General features: G+C 70.9%; 17 protein-coding genes. 2 read left to right on the top strand and 15 right to left on the bottom strand.

What is annotated here, in order from left to right; translation table 11 throughout:
• Positions 1-191: 191 nt before the first annotated feature.
• The 15 genes from ACIBEI_RS49130 to hrcA form a co-directional block, all read right to left on the bottom strand.
• A complete protein-coding gene (locus ACIBEI_RS49130) occupies positions 192-545 on the bottom strand; it encodes a cytidine deaminase (protein ID WP_398898018.1) in 354 nt (117 codons plus the stop codon).
• 172 nt (positions 546-717) lie between these two features.
• Positions 718-1077: an MmcQ/YjbR family DNA-binding protein gene (locus ACIBEI_RS49125; protein WP_398898017.1), complete on the bottom strand. Its 360-nt coding sequence runs from the start codon at positions 1075-1077 to the stop codon at positions 718-720.
• Entirely contained in the window at positions 1074-2378 is a 1305-nt protein-coding gene (locus ACIBEI_RS49120; RefSeq protein ID WP_398898015.1) for a hemolysin family protein, read from the bottom strand. The genes ACIBEI_RS49125 and ACIBEI_RS49120 overlap by 4 nt, the downstream gene beginning before the upstream one ends.
• The gene (ybeY, locus tag ACIBEI_RS49115) at positions 2375-2875 is read right to left on the bottom strand and encodes an rRNA maturation RNase YbeY (RefSeq protein ID WP_055612361.1); all 501 of its coding nucleotides are present in this window, start codon (positions 2873-2875) and stop codon (positions 2375-2377) included. Before ybeY ends, ACIBEI_RS49120 begins: the two co-directional genes overlap by 4 nt.
• A 12-nt stretch (positions 2876-2887) precedes the next feature.
• Positions 2888-3946, bottom strand: coding sequence for a PhoH family protein (locus tag ACIBEI_RS49110; RefSeq protein ID WP_398898013.1), 1059 nt, complete (start codon positions 3944-3946; stop codon positions 2888-2890).
• A 192-nt stretch (positions 3947-4138) separates the two neighbouring features.
• Positions 4139-5251, bottom strand: a complete 1113-nt coding sequence (locus tag ACIBEI_RS49105; protein ID WP_398898011.1) for a carbohydrate kinase family protein — start codon at positions 5249-5251, stop codon at positions 4139-4141.
• Between the two features lie 320 nt (positions 5252-5571).
• Complete coding sequence (locus tag ACIBEI_RS49100; RefSeq protein ID WP_398898009.1) at positions 5572-6564, bottom strand: adenosine deaminase; 993 nt, start codon at positions 6562-6564, stop codon at positions 5572-5574.
• Between the two features lie 20 nt (positions 6565-6584).
• Positions 6585-7490: a ribonuclease Z gene (locus ACIBEI_RS49095; RefSeq protein WP_398898008.1), complete on the bottom strand. Its 906-nt coding sequence runs from the start codon at positions 7488-7490 to the stop codon at positions 6585-6587.
• Between the two features lie 32 nt (positions 7491-7522).
• Entirely contained in the window at positions 7523-7876 is a 354-nt protein-coding gene (locus tag ACIBEI_RS49090) for a histidine triad nucleotide-binding protein (RefSeq protein ID WP_398898006.1), read from the bottom strand.
• Positions 7877-8057: 181 nt separating this feature from the next.
• On the bottom strand, positions 8058-11297 hold the full coding sequence (locus tag ACIBEI_RS49085) for a S41 family peptidase (protein ID WP_398898005.1): 3240 nt from the start codon (positions 11295-11297) through the stop codon (positions 8058-8060).
• 45 nt (positions 11298-11342) lie between these two features.
• Positions 11343-11885 carry a hypothetical protein gene (locus ACIBEI_RS49080; RefSeq protein ID WP_398898003.1) on the bottom strand — a complete coding sequence of 181 codons (543 nt, stop codon included), beginning with the start codon at positions 11883-11885 and terminating at the stop codon, positions 11343-11345.
• A gap of 311 nt (positions 11886-12196) precedes the next feature.
• Positions 12197-12943, bottom strand: a complete 747-nt coding sequence (locus ACIBEI_RS49075; RefSeq protein ID WP_398898001.1) for a 16S rRNA (uracil(1498)-N(3))-methyltransferase — start codon at positions 12941-12943, stop codon at positions 12197-12199.
• Positions 12940-14025, bottom strand: a complete 1086-nt coding sequence (locus ACIBEI_RS49070) for a nitronate monooxygenase (RefSeq protein ID WP_398898000.1) — start codon at positions 14023-14025, stop codon at positions 12940-12942. Before ACIBEI_RS49070 ends, ACIBEI_RS49075 begins: the two co-directional genes overlap by 4 nt.
• A 311-nt stretch (positions 14026-14336) precedes the next feature.
• On the bottom strand, positions 14337-15473 hold the full coding sequence (gene dnaJ / locus ACIBEI_RS49065; protein WP_269654548.1) for a molecular chaperone DnaJ: 1137 nt from the start codon (positions 15471-15473) through the stop codon (positions 14337-14339).
• A complete protein-coding gene (gene hrcA, locus ACIBEI_RS49060) occupies positions 15474-16490 on the bottom strand; it encodes a heat-inducible transcriptional repressor HrcA (RefSeq protein ID WP_359850684.1) in 1017 nt (338 codons plus the stop codon). It lies immediately after the preceding gene.
• A 250-nt stretch (positions 16491-16740) separates the two neighbouring features.
• Here hrcA and ACIBEI_RS49055 point away from each other — a divergent pair, with 250 nt between their 5' ends.
• Both ACIBEI_RS49055 and ACIBEI_RS49050 read left to right on the top strand, forming a co-directional pair.
• On the top strand, positions 16741-17517 hold the full coding sequence (locus tag ACIBEI_RS49055; RefSeq protein WP_398897998.1) for an MBL fold metallo-hydrolase: 777 nt from the start codon (positions 16741-16743) through the stop codon (positions 17515-17517).
• 90 nt (positions 17518-17607) lie between these two features.
• Positions 17608-18411, top strand: a complete 804-nt coding sequence (locus ACIBEI_RS49050; protein WP_326730360.1) for a DUF3097 domain-containing protein — start codon at positions 17608-17610, stop codon at positions 18409-18411.
• The last annotated feature ends 138 nt before the right edge of the window (positions 18412-18549 follow it).

Here is an 18549-nt window from a genome sequence, read left to right as displayed (position 1 = left end):
GGGGCTCCGCCCCCGAACCCCCAAAAGACTGCGCAGTTCCCCGCGCCCCTAAGGTCTTTAGGGGCGCGGGGAACTGCGCGACAAGCCCCCACCGGACCGGACCCGCACCCGACAAAACACCCCCACGGGGCCTGGGGCGGAGCCCCAGTTTCGGGAAGGGGTGGGGCTGGGGAAAGGAAACCGCCCGGACCTCAGCCCGCAGCCACCCGCACCCGAACCTCCCCATCAACCCCAGCGACCAGCACAACGGCCCCCGCCCCACCAAGATCCCGCACAACCGCCAGATCGCCGTCCGCCAAGGACTCCGCCTCGGTCACCACAGCCCCCGCCTCCAACCCCTTCGCCCCGGAAGCCACAGCCATGGCCACCGCGGTCTGCAGCGCACTGAGCCGCAGAGAAGGCAGGTCAACGGTCCCCGCAACATACGTACGGCCGGTTTCGTCCCGCACGGCCGCCCCCTCGGGCACACCGTTACGGGCCCGCACGGAACGGGCCAGGGTGACGATCTTGCGGTCCTCGGGATCGAGCGCGGTGCTGTCGGTCATGCCCAGAGCATACGAAGCCCCACCCGATCCCCGCGCGGCGGCACACGACACCGCCCAGCCGTAGGCCCGGCACACCTGCAAAGCCTGCACACTCATCCCCGCCGCCCCGCCCACCCGATGGCGAGCCCGCAGGAACAGCTTCCTGAAGCAGGGACGGCCGCCGTGCGCTCCTTCAGCTCCGGTCCAGCCGCAGCCGCTCCGACCGGGGCAGTCCCGCGACCACCAGGTCGTACGAGTCCTCGATGAGCTCCCTGACCAGCTGGTCGGGGAGGTCTCCGTCGGCCGTCACCGTGTTCCAGTGGCGTTTGTTCATGTGGTAGCCGGGGATGATCAGGCCCTCGTACTCGGCGCGGAGGCGCACCGCGTCATCGGGGTCGCACTTCAGGTTCACCGTGAGCGGACGGGCGTCCAGACTCGTCAGGGCGAACAGTTTTCCCAGCACCTTGAAGACCGAGATCTCCGGGGAGAAGGGGAAGTCCTCGACGGTCGCGTTGAAGGACAGGCAGAACGTGCGCAGCTCCTGCGGGGTCACTCCGGCTTCTCCTCCTCTGGGGAGCCGGCCGGGCCCACGGGCTCGACCAGGACCGTGACGATCTTGTTGCGGCGGCCGGCCGAGGCCTCCGCCGTGAGCCGCAGCTCGCGACCGTCGGGCAGTTCGACCACCGACGAGGCGGAGGCGATGGGCACGCGGCCGAGTGCCTTCGCGAGGAGGCCGCCCACCGTCTCGACGTCCTCGTCGTCGTACGCCTCGAAGCCGTACAGCTCGCCGAGATCGCCGATGTCGAGCCGTGCGGTCACCCGGTAGCGGTCGTCGCCGAGGTCCTCCACGGGCGGCAGTTCACGGTCGTACTCGTCGGTGATCTCGCCGACGATCTCCTCGAGGATGTCCTCGATGGTGACGATGCCGGCCGTGCCGCCGTACTCGTCGATGACGACGGCGACGTGGTTGCGGTCCTGCTGCATCTCGCGCAGCAGGTCGCCGGCGTTCTTCGTGTCGGGGACGAAGGCGGCGGGCCGCATCGCCGTCGACACCAGCTCGCTCTCCGCGTCCCGGCTGATGTGTGTCTTTCTGGCCAGGTCCTTCAGGTAGACGATCCCCACGATGTCGTCCTCGCTCTCCCCCGTGACGGGGACGCGGGAGAAACCGGACCGCAGGGCCAGCGTCAGGGCCTGCCGGATCGTCTTGTAGCGCTCGATGACCACCAGGTCCGTACGCGGGACCATGACCTCCCGTACGAGCGTGTCGCCCAGCTCGAAGACGGAGTGCACCATGCGGCGCTCCTCGTCCTCGATGAGCGACTCCTTCTCCGCGAGGTCGACCATCGCCCGCAGCTCGGCCTCGGAGGCGAACGGGCCGCGCCTGAAGCCCTTGCCGGGCGTGAGCGCGTTGCCGATGAGGATCAGGAGCGGCGGGATCGGGCCCATGATCCTGGCGAGCGGAAGCAGTACGTACGCGGCCGCCGTCGCCGTGTTCAGCGGGTGCTGGCGGCCGATCGTGCGCGGGGAGACACCGACCGCCACGTACGAGACGAGGACCATGACGCCGATGGCGACGGCGAGCGCCTCCCAGGTCTCGGCGAACTCCTGCAGACAGGCGTACGTGACGAGTGCGGCGGACGCCATCTCGCAGGCGACGCGCACCAGCAGCGCCACGTTCAGATAGCGGGTCGGGTCGGCGGCGACCTGGGCGAGCTTGGCGCTGCCGCGGCGGCCGGACCGTACGGCCTCCTCGGCGCGGAAGCTGGAGACGCGGGCGAGACCGGCCTCCGCGCAGGCGGCGAGCCAGGCGACCACGACAAGGGTGATGGCGCCTACGACGAGTTGCGGGCTCATGAGACGGTCGGGGCCGGGGACGGGCCGGTCAGGCCCTTCTCCGCACGCCAGCCGTCCACGATGGCCGCCTGGAGGCCGAACATCTCGGCCTTCTCGTCCGGCTCCTCGTGGTCGTAGCCGAGCAGATGCAGCACTCCATGGACGGTGAGGAGCTGGAGCTCCTCGTCCATGGAGTGCTGCGTGTCGGCTTCCTTGCCCTGCCGCTCGGCGACCTCGGGGCAGAGCACGATGTCACCGAGCAGCCCCTGCGGGGGCTGCTCGTCGTCGTCCTTCGACGGCGGCCGCAGCTCGTCCATCGGGAACGACATGACATCCGTCGGACCGGGCAGGTCCATCCACTGGATGTGCAGCTGCTCCATGGCGTCTGCGTCCACGACGATCACCGAGAGCTCGGAGAGCGGGTGGATCCGCATCCTGGCGAGGGCATAGCGGGCGATGTCGAGGATCGCCTGCTCGTCGACCTCGGTTCCGGACTCGTTGTTGACGTCGATCGACATGGTCGCGCTGGTCTACTTCCGCTTGTTACGGGCGCCCTTGTGGGTGCCGTTCTCCGTACCGTTCTGGCTGTCGTACTTCTCGTACGCGTCGACGATACGGCCGACCAGCTTGTGCCGTACGACGTCGTGGGACGTGAGGCGGGAGAAGTGGACGTCGTCGAGGCCCTCCAGGATGTCCTGGACCTGACGCAGACCGGACTTCGTGCCGCTCGGCAGGTCGACCTGGGTGACGTCACCCGTGATCACGATCTTCGACTCGAAGCCGAGACGGGTGAGGAACATCTTCATCTGTTCGGGGCTCGTGTTCTGGGCCTCGTCCAGGATGATGAAGGCGTCATTGAGGGTCCGGCCCCGCATGTATGCCAGCGGCGCCACCTCGATGGTCCCCGCCGCCATCAGCCGCGGGATCGAGTCCGGGTCGAGCATGTCGTGCAGCGCGTCGTACAGCGGGCGCAGGTAGGGGTCGATCTTCTCGTAGAGCGTGCCGGGCAGGAAGCCGAGCCGCTCTCCCGCCTCCACCGCGGGGCGGGTCAGGATGATGCGGTTGACCTGCTTGGACTGCAGTGCCTGCACCGCCTTGGCCATGGCGAGGTAGGTCTTGCCCGTACCGGCGGGGCCGATGCCGAAGACGATGGTGTGCTTGTCGATGGCGTCGACGTACCGCTTCTGGTTGAGCGTCTTGGGGCGGATGGTGCGGCCGCGCGAGGACAGGATGTTCTGTGTGAGCACTTCGGCCGGGGTCTCCTGGCCGTCGCCCTCCCCGTTCTCGCTCGCCCTCAGCATGGCGATCGAGCGTTCCACTGCGTCCTCCGTCATCGGCTGTCCGGTGCGGAGCACCAGCATCATCTCGTCGAACAGGCGCTGGACGAGGGCCACTTCACGGGCGTCGCCGACGGCGCTGATCTCATTGCCCCGGACATGGATGTCGGCCGCCGGGAAGGCCTTCTCGATCACGCGCAGAAGGGCGTCTCCCGATCCCAGCACGGTCACCATGGGGTGCTTGGCCGGGACGGTGAACTGCGCTCGTGACTGCTCCTGCGCGGGGGTGTGAGCTGTGGGTGTCTGCGTCATGGGCCGGCTCTGTAGGCCTGCTCATCCTCCTCGGTGAGGCACGCTTGCCGGTACGGCAGCCTTGTGCTTCCAAGAGTACGACGGGGCACCGACAACGCCGTAGGACTTTTCGCCCGCACCGGTGGCCCCACGTGAATCCGCCGGTGGCCCAGCACGGATGCAGCTGCTGCCCCATCCCGGTCCACCTGGGCCTCACGCCGATCTGCCGAACCCGATCGTCGGTACCGCACGCCGCAGGGGCCACGCCCGGCTCGGCTCCGGAAGGAGGGGTTCCAGGAAGGCGTACCGGCCGAGCGCCGCCGGATCCTGGTGGTCGTACGACTGCACGCGCCGCCACCACCCGGCGATCTCCGACCAGCCGGGGGCGGACAGGGACCCCCCGAACTCCTGGACCGACAGGGCGGCGGTGAGGCCCGCGAAGGCGAGCCGGTCGGCCAGCGGCCAGCCGGCCAGGGTGCCGGTGACGAACCCGGCGACGAAGACGTCCCCCGCGCCGGTCGGATCCATGGCCTCGACCTCGATGGCCGGAACCTCGGCGGTCTCCCCGGTCCGTCCGTCCACGGCGTACGCGCCCTCGGCACCGAGAGTGACGACGGCGAGCGGCACGTGCTCGGTGAGCGCGTGGGCGGCGGCGCGGGGGCACGAGGCGCCCGTGTACCGCATGGCCTCCTGGGCGTTCGGCAGGAACGCCTCGCAGTGCGCCAGGTCGGGGAGCCCGGCGAGGTCCCAGCGGCCCGTGTCGTCCCAGCCGACGTCGGCGAAGATCCTGGTCCCCTTGCCCGCCGCCCCGGCGATCCAGGGGGCGCGGGTGCCGGGCGTGAGCGAGGCGACGGCCGCCCGTGCGCGGGGCGGGCAGTCCGGGGCGGGCTCCTCAGGGGGCGGCTCGTGTCCGTGGCTCACCATCGTCCGCTCGCCCTCGTACGCCATCGAGACCGTCACCGGGGAGTGCCAGCCCGGTACCGTGCGTGACGTCGAGAGGTCGATGCGCTCGCCCTGCTCCAGGGCGTCCCAGCAGTACTCGCCGTAGTGGTCGTCGCCGAAGGCGGCGGCGAGGGACGTCTTCAGGCCGAGCCGGGCGAGCGCGGTGGCCATGTTGGCGACCCCGCCAGGGCTGGACCCCATCCCGCGCGCCCAGGACTCGGTGCCTCGGACCGGGGCGGAGTCGAGTCCCGTGAAGATGATGTCGAGGAAGACTGTGCCGGTGAGGTAGACGTCCCAGGGCGGGTCGTCGTGGGCGCGCAGCCCTGTGAGGGGGTCGACCTGGGCGGCCTGGCTGTGCGGTCCCTCTCCGTCGGACGCGGTCACGGTGCGCTCCCATGAGGTGGTGCGGATTCAGGCCAGTGTGCACCAATCACTCCACTGACCGTGGAGTGTCACGCCGGGCCCGAAGGGTTTTCGCCCCCGCCGCCCCTACCCATTCCCATCCCTGACTCAGGGGCTCCGCCCCCGAACCCCCAAAAGACTGCGCAGTTCCCCGCGCCCCTAGGTTTTTAGGGGCGCGGGGAACTGCGCGATCAGCCCCCACCGGCCCGCACCCAACAACAAACCCCCACGGGGCCTGGGGCGGAGCCCCAGAAGGACGGGAATGGGTAGGGGCGGCGGGGGCGAGAAAAACCCTGGTCCCCCTACGGGAACTCGTACGCCTCCACCTCCGCGAGGTACCTCGTCCGCCGCTCTTCGTCATGGTCGAGGAAGGACGCCACGAACGAGTTGCGGGCAAGGTCGCGCAGCCGGTCCGGGGACAGCCCCAACGCCTCGCGGACGGCAAGGAAGTTGTCCCCCACGTACCCACCGAAGTACGCGGGATCATCGGAGTTGACCGTGCACAACAGCCCCGCGTCGAGCATCGCGGGCAACGGATGCTCCTCCAGAACATCCACGGCCCGAAGCCGCACATTGGACAGCGGACACAACGTCAACGGCACCCGCTCCCGCACCAGCCGGGCCACCAACTCAGGATCCTCCATGCACCGCAGCCCGTGATCGATCCGCTCGACCCCGAGCACGTCGAGCGCCTCGGTGATGTAGGAGGGCGGCCCCTCCTCCCCCGCGTGGGCGACCCTCCGCAGCCCGAGCGCGGCAGCGGCCTCGTACACCTCACGGAACTTCACGGGCGGATGCCCGACCTCGGCGGAGTCGAGCCCGACGCCGACGATCCGGCCGAGGTACGGCTTCGCGGCCTGAAGCGTCTCCATCGCGGACTCGGCGGACTCGTCCCGCAGGAAGCACATGATCAGCTGGGTGGAGACCCCGTGCACGGCCTCGCTCCGGTCGAGCGCCCGCCCGAGCCCCTCCACCACGGTCCCGATCCCGACGCCCCGGGAGATGTGCGCCTGCGGATCGAAGAAGATCTCCGCGTGCCGCACCCCCTGCGCGGCGGCCCGCGCGAGATACGCGTCGGCGAGGTCCGCGAAGTCGTCCTCGGTCCGGAGCACGGCCATGAGCTCGTAGTACAGGTTCAGGAACGACTGCAGGTCCGAGAACTGATACGCCTTGCGGAGATCGTCGGTGTCCGCGTACGGGAGCGGGACACCGTTGCGCGCGGCGAGCGCGAAGGCCAGCTCGGGCTCCAGGGTGCCTTCGATGTGGAGGTGCAGTTCGGCTTTCGGGATGGGCATCAGGGCATCGTACGGCCGTTTCATCTGCGCTTCGGTACCGGCACCCGCAGCAGATCGTGCGCCACCGTCAGCTCCCCCTCGAAGCCTGCGGCCCGCGCCTGCCGCTCGAACTCGTCGGGGTCGTCGTACCGCTGGCTGAAGTGCGTGAGCACGAGATGCCGTACGCCCGCGTCCCGGGCCACCGCACCCGCCTGACCTGCCGTCAGATGTCCGTGGTCGACGGCGAGTCGCATGTCCCCGTCCAGGAACGTCGACTCGATGACGAGCATGTCGCAGGCCTCCGCGAGCGCGTAGACCCCGTCGCACAGCCGGGTGTCCATGACGAACGCGAACCGCTGCCCGCGCCGCGCCTCGCTGACGTCGTCGAGCGACACGTCCCCCAGCGCGCCCTCCCGCTGGATCCGCCCCACGTCCGCACCCCTGATCCCGTACGAGGCGAGCCGCTCGGGCAACATCCGCCGCCCGTCGGGCTCGACGAGCCGGTAGCCGTACGACTCGACGGGGTGGGAGAGCTTGCGGGCCTCCAGCACGTACGACGCCGTGGACGCGAGGACGCCGTCGGAGTCGACCGGCGCCTCGGTGAGCGGGACCGTCTCGCGGTAGGCGGTCGCGTGCCGCAGACGGTCGTAGAACCGCTGCCCGGAGCGCGGGAAGTGGGCGGTGATCTCGTGCGGCACCCGGTCGAGGTTGATCCGCTGGATCACCCCGGCGAGGCCGAGGGAGTGGTCGCCGTGGAAGTGCGTGACGCAGATCCGGTGGAGGTCGTGCGCGGCGGCCCCGGCGCGCAGCATCTGCCGCTGCGTGCCCTCGCCGGGGTCGAAGAGGATGCCCTCGCCGTCCCAGCGCAGCAGATAGCCGTTGTGGTTGCGGTGCCGGGTGGGCACCTGGCTGGCGGTACCGAGGACCACCAATTCGCGTACGGACACGTCGAGTTACCCGGGTTTCCCGTGCGCCGCGGCTAGCCCGGCGGCCACTGCATGCCGCGGCCGCCCAGCACATGGGCGTGCGCGTGGAAGACGGTCTGCCCCGCCCCGCTGCCGGTGTTGAAGACGATGCGGTAGCTGTCGAGCTTCTCGTCGGCGGCGACCTCTCCGGCCTCGCGCACGACATCGGCGAGGATCGCCGGCTCGGCGGCCGCGAGGGCGGCGGCGTCCGGGTGGTGGACCTTCGGGATCACCAGGACGTGGATGGGCGCCTGCGGGTTGATGTCCCGGAAGGCGACGGTCGTTTCGGTCTCACGGACGACGGTCGCCGGGATCTTCCCACCGACGATCTTGCAGAACAGACAGTCGTCCTGCGCTTCCCCTGCCATGCGGCCTCCTCACGCTGGATGATCGTTGCCCGGGCATGGTACCGAGGGCCCCACACAGACGTGCCCCATAAGGGGCGCGGGGAACTGCGCGCCCAGCCCCCACGCGCCCGCACCCGAAGAACCGCACTCCGGGGGTCTGGGGGCGGAGCCCCCAGGGACGGCACCCCCAGCCCCGGGCGCTCTACTCCGACGGCAACAGCGGAGCGGTCTTCGCCGGGTTCTCCGACAGCGCCGCGAGCGCGATACGAATCGCCTCGTCGAGCTGCGCGTCACGCCCGGCCGCGTAATCCTGCGGAGCCTGGACCACCTCGACGTCCGGATCGACCCCGTGGTTCTCCACGCCCCACTCGTAACCCTCAAGCCAGAACGCGTACTTGGGCTGGGTGACGAGCGTGCCGTCGACGAGCCGGTACCGGCTGTCGATCCCGACGACGCCACCCCACGTACGCGTACCGACGACGGGCCCGATGCCGAGGGCCTTGATCGCCGCGTTCACGATGTCGCCGTCCGAGCCGGAGAACTCGTTGGCGACGGCGACGACGGGCCCGCGCGGCGCGTCCTCCGGATAGCTGGTGGGCCGCATGCCGCGCGCGAGGTCCCAGCCGACGATGCGCCGGGCGAGCTTCTCGACGACCAGCTGGGAGGTGTGGCCGCCGCGGTTCTCGCGGACGTCCACGACGAGGCCCTCGCGGGCGACCTCGATCCGCAGGTCGCGGTGGATCTGGGCCCACCCGGGCGCCTGCATGTCGGGCACGTGCAGATAGCCGAGCCGGCCGCCGGACTTCTCGTGGACGTAGGCGCGCCGGTCGGCGACCCACGCGTGGTAGCGCAGCGGTTCCTCGTCGGAGATCGGTACGACGACGGCGTGCCGCGGATCGCCGCCGCCCGCGGGCGAGATGGTCAGCTCGACGGCCTTCCCGGCCGTGCCGACGAGCAGCGGTCCGGGCCCGGTCACCGGGTCGACGGGCCGACCGGAGACTGCCACGATCGCGTCCCCGGCGCGCACGGCGACCCCGGGCGCGGCGAGCGGCGACTGGGCGTCGGGGTCGGAGGTCTCCGACGGCAGGATGCGGTCGATGCGCCACTGCGGCGCGCCCTGCGGGCCGTCCTCGTGACGGGAGATGTCGGCCCCGAGCAGCCCCTGCCGCTCGCCGCCGCCGTATCCGCCGCGCGGCATGACGTACGCGTGCGAGGTGCCGAGTTCGCCCTGCACCTCCCAGAGCAAGTCGACCAGGTCGTCGTGGGTGGCGACCCGTTCGAGCACGGGCCGGTACCGGTCCAGAACGCCGTCCCAGTCGGTGCCGCCCAGGTCGGGGCGCCAGAAGTTGTCGCGCATGAGGCGGCCGGTCTCGTCGTACATCTGCCGCCACTCGGCGACCGGGTCGACGGTCTGGCGGATGCGCGAGAGGTCGACGGTGATGTTCGTGTCGCTCTCGTCGTCGTTCGAGGCGCGCCGGTCGCTCGGTACGACCTTGAGCTTGCTGTCGGTCCACAGCAGGATCCGCTTGCCGTCGCCGGTGACCATGAAGCCGTCGGCGTCCGAGGCGAGATGCTCCATGCGCTGCTGGGCGAGGTCGTAGCGCTCCAGGTCGGTCTTCGGGTCCGGGTCGTCCGGAGTGGCGCGGGAGGCGCCGAGTACGCCCCGCACGGGGTGCCGCAGCCACAGCAGCCCGTCCTTGGCGGCCTTCAGCCCGGAGTAGCGGGCGGCCTCGACGGGGAACGGCACGATGCGGTCGCCGAGCCCGTCGAGGTCGATGCGGGTCGCCGGGGAGCCCTCGCTGTCGGGCGTCTCGTCCTTGTCGGGCGCCTCGAAGGGCCGGCCGTGCCGCTGCGGCCCGAACGGCGAGGGGGTGGTCGCGGCGAGGGTGATGAGATGCGGCCGCGAGCCCCCGACGAAGGCCAGGTCGAAGACGTGCTCGTCGTAGACCGGGTCGAAGGACCGCGCCGACAGGAAGGCCAGATGCTTCCCGTCGAGCGTGAACGCGGGCGCGTAGTCCCGGAATCGGAGCGGGGTCGCCTCGGTCACGGACAGGTCCGCGGTGTTGGCGAGCTTGAGCTGGCGCAGCGGGCGCGGGCCGGGGTGCGACCAGGCGAGCCAGGCCGAGTCGGGCGAGAAGGCGAGCCCGGAGACCTCGCCGTCCTCGCTGCGGTCGACCTCCCGGACCTCGCCGGTCTCCCGCTCGACGAGCAGTACGCGTCCGTCGTGCGAGGCGACCGCGGCGCGGCTGCCGTCGGGGGCCACCGCGAGCCCGAGCACCCGCCCGAGCTGTCCGGCGGCGAGGCGTCGCGGGGTGGCTCCGGGCGCGACGCCGGTCGCGGGCGCGAACTCAAGGGCGTCATCGCCCTCGGCGTCCGTCACCCACACCACGTGCTCCTCGCCGTCCGCGCGGAAGGTGCGCGGCAGCCGGGCCCGTACGCCCTGTTCGGCGGCGAGCGCGCGGGTCGGGCCCGAGCGGTGGGTGACCCAGTGGACGGCTCCGCGTACGGCGACCGCGCTGCCGCGTCCGGTGTGGTCGGGCGCGGCGGCACCGAACCAGCGGGACGCGCTCACGGGATGCGGCTGCAGATCGACGCGCTGTCCACCGAGCCGGATGTCGAGCCGTCGCGGCTCGGCCCCGTCGAGGTCGTCGAGGATCCACAGCTCACCGGCGGAGGCGTACACGACGCGCGTCCCGTCGGTGGAGGCGTGCCGGGCGTAGAACCCCTCAACTCCCGTGTGCCGCCGCAGATCCGACCCATCGGCGAGGGAGGAGTACACAGCCCCCACACCTTCGTGATCGGAGAGGAAGACGACCCGCTCACCGACCCACGAGGGGTACTCCAGATTCCCGTCCAGGTCGGCATGCAGCCGTACGAACTCGCCGTCCTCCCCGTCGCCCTCCCGGTCGATCCACAGCTTCCCGGCCGTGCCGCCCCGGTACCGCTTCCACCAGGCGGCCTCACGGCCCATGGGCGCGGACAGCAGGAGGGTGCCGGGGCCGCCCTGGGCCACATCGCCGACGGGCCCGTACGGAAGGATGGTCGCGGGACCGCCGTCGAGCGGGACGGCCCGGGCCCAGCTGCGGCGCAGGCTCGCCTGCCCCTGGGTGCTGAGCGCGAGGACCTCGCCCTCCGGGGTCCAGCCGCGCACCTGGGTCTTCCAACTCCCCCAGTACGTAAGGCGTTTGGTGGAACCGCCGTCGACGGGGGCGATATGCACCTCGGGCGCCCCGTCGCGGGTGGAGGTCCAGGCGACGGTCGTTCCGTCCGGGGAGATGCGGGGATGGTTCACCGGGACGTTGTCGGCGCTGACCCGCCAGGCACGGCCGCCGTCGAGCGGCGCGACCCAGACGTCGTCCTCGGCGGTGAAGGCGATCAACTCGCCGTGCAGATGCGGGTACCGGAGATACGGGGCAGATGCGGCGGATGCGGTCTGTGTCACCCGATCACCCTATGCAGCGGTCCCGTCCGCGACCAGAGCTTTCGATCACTTGCCCTGGAAGCAGGAGCAGGTGGGGTGCGGGTACTCGGTGACGGTCCTGGTGACGGTGACGGTCGCCCCGGGCTGCCCCGGCGGCGTGGTCGTCTTGTGATCGACGGGCGGTGTCCACGGGTTGACGGTGCTCGGCGTACCCGCCTTGCAGTTCCCGAGCACATCCACCCGGAACCACTCCTTGCCGCCCACCTTGGCGGTCAGATCGCCCCGCACACAGGTCCCGTTGACCTCCTGCGTCACCTTGCCCTTGATGGTGATCTCCCGCCCGTCCTTCTCCTCCCCGACGCAGTCGACGGCGGCGACGCCGCGCGCGCTGGGAGAACTCCCGGTGGTCGCCCCCTTGTCGCCGTACGAGGCGGTGCAGCTGAGCCACTGGACGTCTACGCCCTGCTTCTCCAGCTCGCGGGTTCCCGTCTGGTCGGTCGTGATGGCCACCGCGGCGGTGCTGATTCCGTTGCCGGGTTCACACGCGGCCACGCCGAACACGGCCACGATGGCGGCGCCGGCCGCGACCGGTCCTCGCCGCCCGCCCATCCGACCCCGTATACGCCTCAATGCCCCCATAGACGGCAGCGTGCCACCCCCAAGCGAAGCTCGATAGACCGCATGCAGCCAGGATTTCGCCCCCGCCGCCCCTACCCATTCCCGTCCCTTACTCGGGGGCTCCGCCCCCGAACCCCCAAAAGATTGCGCAGTTCCCCGCGCCCCTAGAGGTCTTTAGGGGCGCGGGGAACTGCGCGATCAGCCACAGCCGGGCCCGCACCCGAAATCGCACCCCACGGGGTCTGGGGCGGAGCCCCAGAGGGACGGGAATGGGTAGGGGCGGCGGGGGCGAAATCCGTCCGTCAGGACCAACGGCCCGTGCGCGTCAGCAGCAGGGCCACCGCAGCCGTACCCGCCGTGGACGTGCGCAGCACACTGCGCCCCAGCCGACACGCCTTCGCCCCGACCTCGGCGAAGGCCTCCAACTCCGCAGGAGACACACCCCCTTCGGGCCCCACGACGAGCACGATCCGCCCCGCGGACGGGAGTTCGGCCGTCGCGAGCGGCTCGCTCCCGTACGACCGGTCCTCGTGCAACACCACCCCAAGGTCCGCCTTGGCGAGAAACGCGGCAACCTGCTTGGTCGTCATCGCGTCCGCGACCCGCGGAAACCGCACCCGCCGCGACTGCTTCCCCGCCTCACGCGCGGTGGCCCGCCACTTCCCGAGCGCCTTGAGCCCCCGCTCGCCCTTCCACTGCGTGATGCAACGGGACGCGGCCCACGGGACGATCTCGTCGACACCGGTCTCCGTCATGGTCTCGACGGCGAGTTCACCGCGGTCGCCCTTGGGGAGGGCCTGGACGACGGTGATACGGGGCTCCGGCTCGAGCTCCTCACGCACCTCGGCGATGTCCGTCACCACGAGCCGGTCCTTGCCCTCGGCCGCCTTGACGACACCCTCGGCCCAGCGCCCGTGCCCGTCGGTGAGGACGACGTCCTCACCCGCCCGCAACCGCTTCACGGACACGGCATGCCGCCCCTCGGGACCGTCGAGCACGAACTCGGGCCCGCCCGGCACCACGTCCACCACGAACACCGGGGCGGTCAACGGACCGGGCCCCCGCCCGAGTGGGACGACAACGCTGTCTTGGCGGCGGCGAGTTCGGCCGCGAGCACCTCGACCAGCTGCCCGGCGGGCAGCTCGCGCGCGAGCCGGTGGCCCTGTCCGGCCCACAGCGCCATCCCCTGCGCGTCCCCCGCCTTGGCCGCCGCCTTGCGCAGGGCGGAGGTGAGGTGGTGGACGTCCGGGTAGGCGGCGGGCGCGTACGGCCCGTGCTCGCGCATGAAGCGGTTCATGAGACCCCGCGCGGGCCTGCCGGAGAAGGCGCGCGTCAACTCCGTACGTACGAAGAGGGGGTTGGTCAGTGCCTGCTTGTGCACGGCGTTGGCGCCGGACTCGGGGGTGGCGAGGAACGCCGTGCCGAGTTGGGCGGCGCTCGCGCCCGAGGCGAGCGCGGCGGCGATCTGGCTGCCGCGCATGATGCCGCCGGCCGCGACGATCGGGATCTGCACGGTCTCGCGGACTTGTGCGATCAGTGACAGCAGTCCGATGCCCGAACCGTCGGTCTCCGGGTTGTCGCGGTGGGTTCCCTGGTGTCCGCCGGCCTCCACGCCCTGCACGATCACCGCGTCGGCGCCCGCCCACTGCACGGCCTGCGCCTCCTCGGCGGTGGTCGCCGTGACGAGGGTCAGCGTGCCGGCCCGGCTCAGGGAGTCCAGGACGTCGCGCGTGGGGCAGCCGAAGTGGAAGGAGACGACCGGTACCGGGTTGTCGAGGAGTACGGCGAGCTTGGCGTCGTATCCGTCGTCGCGTCCGCTGTCGGGGTCGCCCAGTTCGGTCTCGTACCAGGAGGCCTCGCCGGCCAGTTGGTGGGCGTAGACCTCGACGGCGGCCGGGTCGGCGTACTCGGGCTGCGGCATGAACAGGTTCACGCCGAACGGGCGGCTCGTGGCGCCCCGCAACTGCTTGATCTCCTGGTACATGCCGTCGGCCGTTTTGTACCCGGCGGCGAGAAAACCGAGCCCGCCGGCTTCGGACACGGCCGCTGCGAGCTGCGGCACGGAGACGCCGCCCGCCATGGGGGCCTGCACGATCGGGAGTGGGAAGAGATCGGTCAGCGCGGAGGACATGACGGCATGTTGTCACGTCCTCCGTACAAGTCCGAATCCGGCCTTCCCTCGGGCATAAGCCACGGGAATCAAGCCGCGAGGAGGTTCTTCGCCCCCGCCGCCCCTACCCATTCCCGTCACTAACTCAGGGGCTACGCCCCCGAACCCCCAAAAGACTGCGCAGTTCCCCGCGCCCCCAAAGGTCTTTGGGGGCGCGGGGAACTGCGCGATCAGCCCCCACCGGCCCGCACCCAACAACAAACCCCCACGGGGTCTGGGGCGGAGCCCCAGAAGGATGGGACGGGTAGGGGCGGCGGGGGCGAGAAAAACCCTCAGCGACCGTTGAACGCGTCCTTCAGCCTGGAGAACAGCCCCTGCTGCCCGGGCTGAAACTGACCCGTGGGCCGCTCCTCCCCCCGAAGCTGCGCAAGCTCGCGCAACAGCCGCTCCTGCTCGGGATCAAGCTTGCTCGGCGTCATGACCTCGACATGCACGATGAGATCACCACGCCCGCCACCGCGAAGGTGCGTGATACCGCGCCCGTGCAACGGAATCGACTGCCCCGACTGCGTGCCGGGACGGATGTCGACCTCTTCCATCCCGTCGAGCGTCTCCAGCGGCACCTTGGTGCCGAGAGAGGCCGCGGTCATCGGGATGGTGACCGTGCAGTGCAGATCGTCACCGCGCCGCTGGAAGGTGGAGTGCGCGACCTCGTGGATCTCGACGTAGAGGTCACCGGCGGGACCACCACCGGGCCCGACCTCGCCCTCGCCCGCGAGCTGGATCCGCGTGCCGTTGTCGACACCGGCGGGAATCTTCACGGTCAGGGTCCGACGCGAGCGGACCCGTCCGTCGCCGGCGCACTCGGGGCACGGCGTCGGAACGACCGTCCCGAACCCCTGGCACTGCGGACACGGCCGGGACGTCATGACCTGGCCCAGGAAGGACCGCGTGACCTGGGACACCTCACCGCGCCCGCGGCACATGTCACAGGTCTGCGCGGAGGTGCCGGGCGCGGCACCCTCACCACTGCACGTCGTACAGACGACGGCCGTGTCGACCTGGATGTCCTTCGTCGTGCCGAAGGCCGCCTCGTCGAGGTCGATCTCCAGCCGGATCATCGCGTCCTGGCCGCGCCGCGTACGCGACCGCGGGCCCCGCTGCGACGCCGTACCGAAGAAGGCGTCCATGATGTCCGAGAAGTTCCCGAACCCGCCGGCGCCGAAGCCGCCCGCGCCCTGGCCGCCCGCCTGGGACAGCGGGTCACCGCCGAGGTCGTAGACCTGCTTCTTCTGCGGGTCCGACAACACCTCGTAAGCGGCGTTGATCTCCTTGAAGCGCTCTTGCGTCTTCGGATCGGGATTGACGTCCGGATGCAGCTCGCGAGCGAGCCGCCGGAATGCCTTCTTGATCTCGTCCTGGGACGCGTCGCGGCGCACGCCGAGTACGGCGTAGTAGTCCGTGGCCACCTACGACTCCGCCAGGATCTGTCCTACGTACCGTGCCACCGCTCGTACCGCTCCCATCGTTCCGGGGTAATCCATGCGCGTCGGGCCGACGACGCCAAGTTTTGCTACTGCCTCGACGCCCGAACCGTAGCCGACCGAGACGACGGACGTGGAGTTGAGTCCCTCATGGGCGTTCTCGTGACCGATCCGTACGGCCATGCCCGAATCATTGACCTCACCAAGGAGTTTGAGGAGAACGACCTGCTCCTCAAGTGCCTCCAGCACAGGACGGATGGTGAGGGGAAAGTCATGTCCGAAGCGGGTCAGATTGGCGGTGCCGCCGATCATCAGCCGCTCCTCGGTCTCCTCGACGAGGGTCTCCATGAGGGTGGAGAGCACCGTCGCGACCGTGCCCCGGTCGTCCGACTCGAAAGCGTCGGGGAGATCCTGCACCAGCTGCGGGACGTCCGCGAAACGGCGGCCCGCGATCCGGCTGTTGAGCCGCGCGCGTAGATCCGCCACAGAGGACTCCCCGAAGGGCGCCGGGCAGTCCACCATGCGCTGCTCGACCCGGCCGGTGTCCGTGATCAGTACGAGCATGACGCGGGCCGGGGCCAGCGACAACAGCTCCACATGACGCACGGTCGACCGGGTCAGGGACGGGTACTGCACGACTGCGACCTGCCGGGTGAGCTGCGCGAGGAGCCGGACGGTCCGCCCCACGACGTCGTCGAGATCGACGGCGTTGTCGAGGAAGCTGTGGATCGCCCGCCGCTCCGGCGCGGTCATCGGCTTGACGCCCGCGAGTCTGTCGACGAAGAGGCGGTAGCCCTTGTCCGTGGGGATACGGCCCGCGCTGGTGTGCGGCTGGGCGATGTAGCCCTCGTCCTCGAGCACGGCCATGTCGTTGCGGACGGTCGCCGGGGAGACGCCCAGCCGGTGGCGCTCCGTGAGCGCCTTGGAACCGACCGGCTCCTCGGTGCCCACGTAGTCCTGGACGATGGCGCGCAACACTTCGAGCCTGCGTTCACTGAGCATCGCGCACACCTCCAGCTGGTCTTCCCCGCGGTCTTCGTGCGGTCTTCGATGCGGTCCTCGATCATCTTCGATCGCCTTGCCTGGCACTCAGCGCGCACGAGTGCCAGCATCCCCGGCCCAAGTGTACGGCCGGTAGGTACGACGCGGGCAAGGGTGGCCCTGCGATGTCACGACGACGTGTACGGGGCTGTCCCGCTCTGTCCCGACTACTGTCCGCGCACTTCACGGGGCATGGAGCTAGCGTCGGCGTATGAGGGTGACTTGGGAAGAGGCCGGGTGGGAGGAACTGGGTCCGCGGGTGGGGCGGTGCCGGCTTCCGGTGTGGGACTGCACGGTGGGGCTCGTGGTGGGCGAGGGTGCGGCGCTCATGATCGACGCGGGGTCGGGGCTGCGGGAGGGCGCGCGGCTGCGTACGGAGGCGCGGCGGTTGCTCGGGGGCGGGCGGGTCACCCATCTCGCGCTCACCCACCCGCACTTCGATCATGTCTTCGGCGCGGCGGCGTTCGCGGGGGTCGAGGTCTTCGGGGCGGTGGGTCTAGAGCGGGTGCTGGTCGACGGACGGGACGAGTTGCGTGCCGACGCCGAGCGCAACGGCGCCGATCCGGGCGAGGCGGCCGAGGCGGCGGACCTCCTCGTCCGCCCCCGCCATCTCGTCTCCGGCGAGTGGACGCTCGACCTGGGCGGCGGAGTGCAGGTCCTGCTGGCGAACGTGGGCCCCTGCCACACCGGCCACGACCTGGCGGTTCTCGTCCCCGGAAGCCCTGGAGCCCCCGGCGGCACCGGCGGCACCGACGGCGCCGGGACGGGCTCTCCGGAGATCGTCTTCTGCGGTGACCTCGTCGAGGAGTCCGGCGAACCCCAGGCGGGCCCCGACGCCGTCCCCACCCGCTGGCCCGCGGCCCTGGACCGGCTGCTGGCCCTCGGGGGCGAGGACGCGGTGTACGTGCCCGGCCACGGGGCGGCGGTCGACGCCGGGTTCGTACGGGCCCAACGGGACGTGCTGGCACGGCGTTTCGGCGTTTCGTAGGGAGCCCGTGGGCCTGTCGCGGGAGGCTCGTCGGCGTGTCGCAGGGGGGCTCGGTGCGCCGGGCGGGGACCTTCTCCTATCGTCATCCGAATGCGCCAGTACTCAGCGGACCTGACCCCTCCGTGGAAGAAGCCCAAGCCCGTGCCCGAGGTGGCGGCGGAACCGGGGCTCGTGGTCGAGGAGCCCGGGACCGGGTTCTGCGGTGCCGTGATCCGTTGCGAGGCCGGGACGGTCACCCTGGAGGACCGCTTCGGCAAGCACCGGGTGTTTCCGCTGGAGCCGCGGGGGTTCCTGCTGGAGGGGCGCGTGGTGACGCTGGTGCGCCCGTCGTCCGCACCCGTACGCCCCAGTCGTACGGCTTCCGGTTCGGTTGCCGTGCCCGGGGCCCGGGCACGGGTCGCCCGGGCGGGGCGCATCTACGTGGAGGGGCGACACGACGCGGAACTGGTCGAACGGGTCTGGGGTGACGACCTCCGGATCGAGGGTGTCGTCGTCGAGTACCTGGAGGGCATCGACGACCTGCCCGCCATCGTCGACGAGTTCGATCCCGGGGCGGACGCGCGGCTCGGGGTGCTGGTCGACCATCTCGTGCCCGGCACGAAGGAGTCACGGATCGCGGAGGCCGTGACGAGTGAGTACGCGCTTGTCGTGGGGCATCCGTACATCGACGTCTGGGAGGCCGTGAAGCCGGCGTCCGTCGGCATCCCCGGGTGGCCCCGAGTGCCGCGGGGGCAGGACTGGAAGACGGGGGTCTGCCGGGCCCTGGGCTGGCCCGACAACACGGGTGCCGCGTGGCAGCGCATCCTCGGCTCGGTCCACTCCTACCGAGACCTTGAGCCGGAACTCCTGGGCCGAGTGGAAGAACTGATCGACTTCGTCACGGCACCGGGGTGAGCGGGGTGGCGATAGGGCCTTTTTTCTCGCCCCCGCCGCCCCCACCCATTCCCGTCACTACTCAGGGGCTCCGCCCCCGAACCCCCAAAAGACTGCGCAGTTCCCCGCGCCCCTAAGGTCTTTAGGGGCGCGGGGAAC

The organism is Streptomyces sp. NPDC050988 (genome assembly GCF_044456225.1).
Taxonomy (GTDB): Bacteria; Actinomycetota; Actinomycetes; order Streptomycetales; family Streptomycetaceae; genus Streptomyces.
Note: the sequence above shows the minus strand (reverse complement) of the source record. Positions and strands in the feature narration are given on the sequence as shown.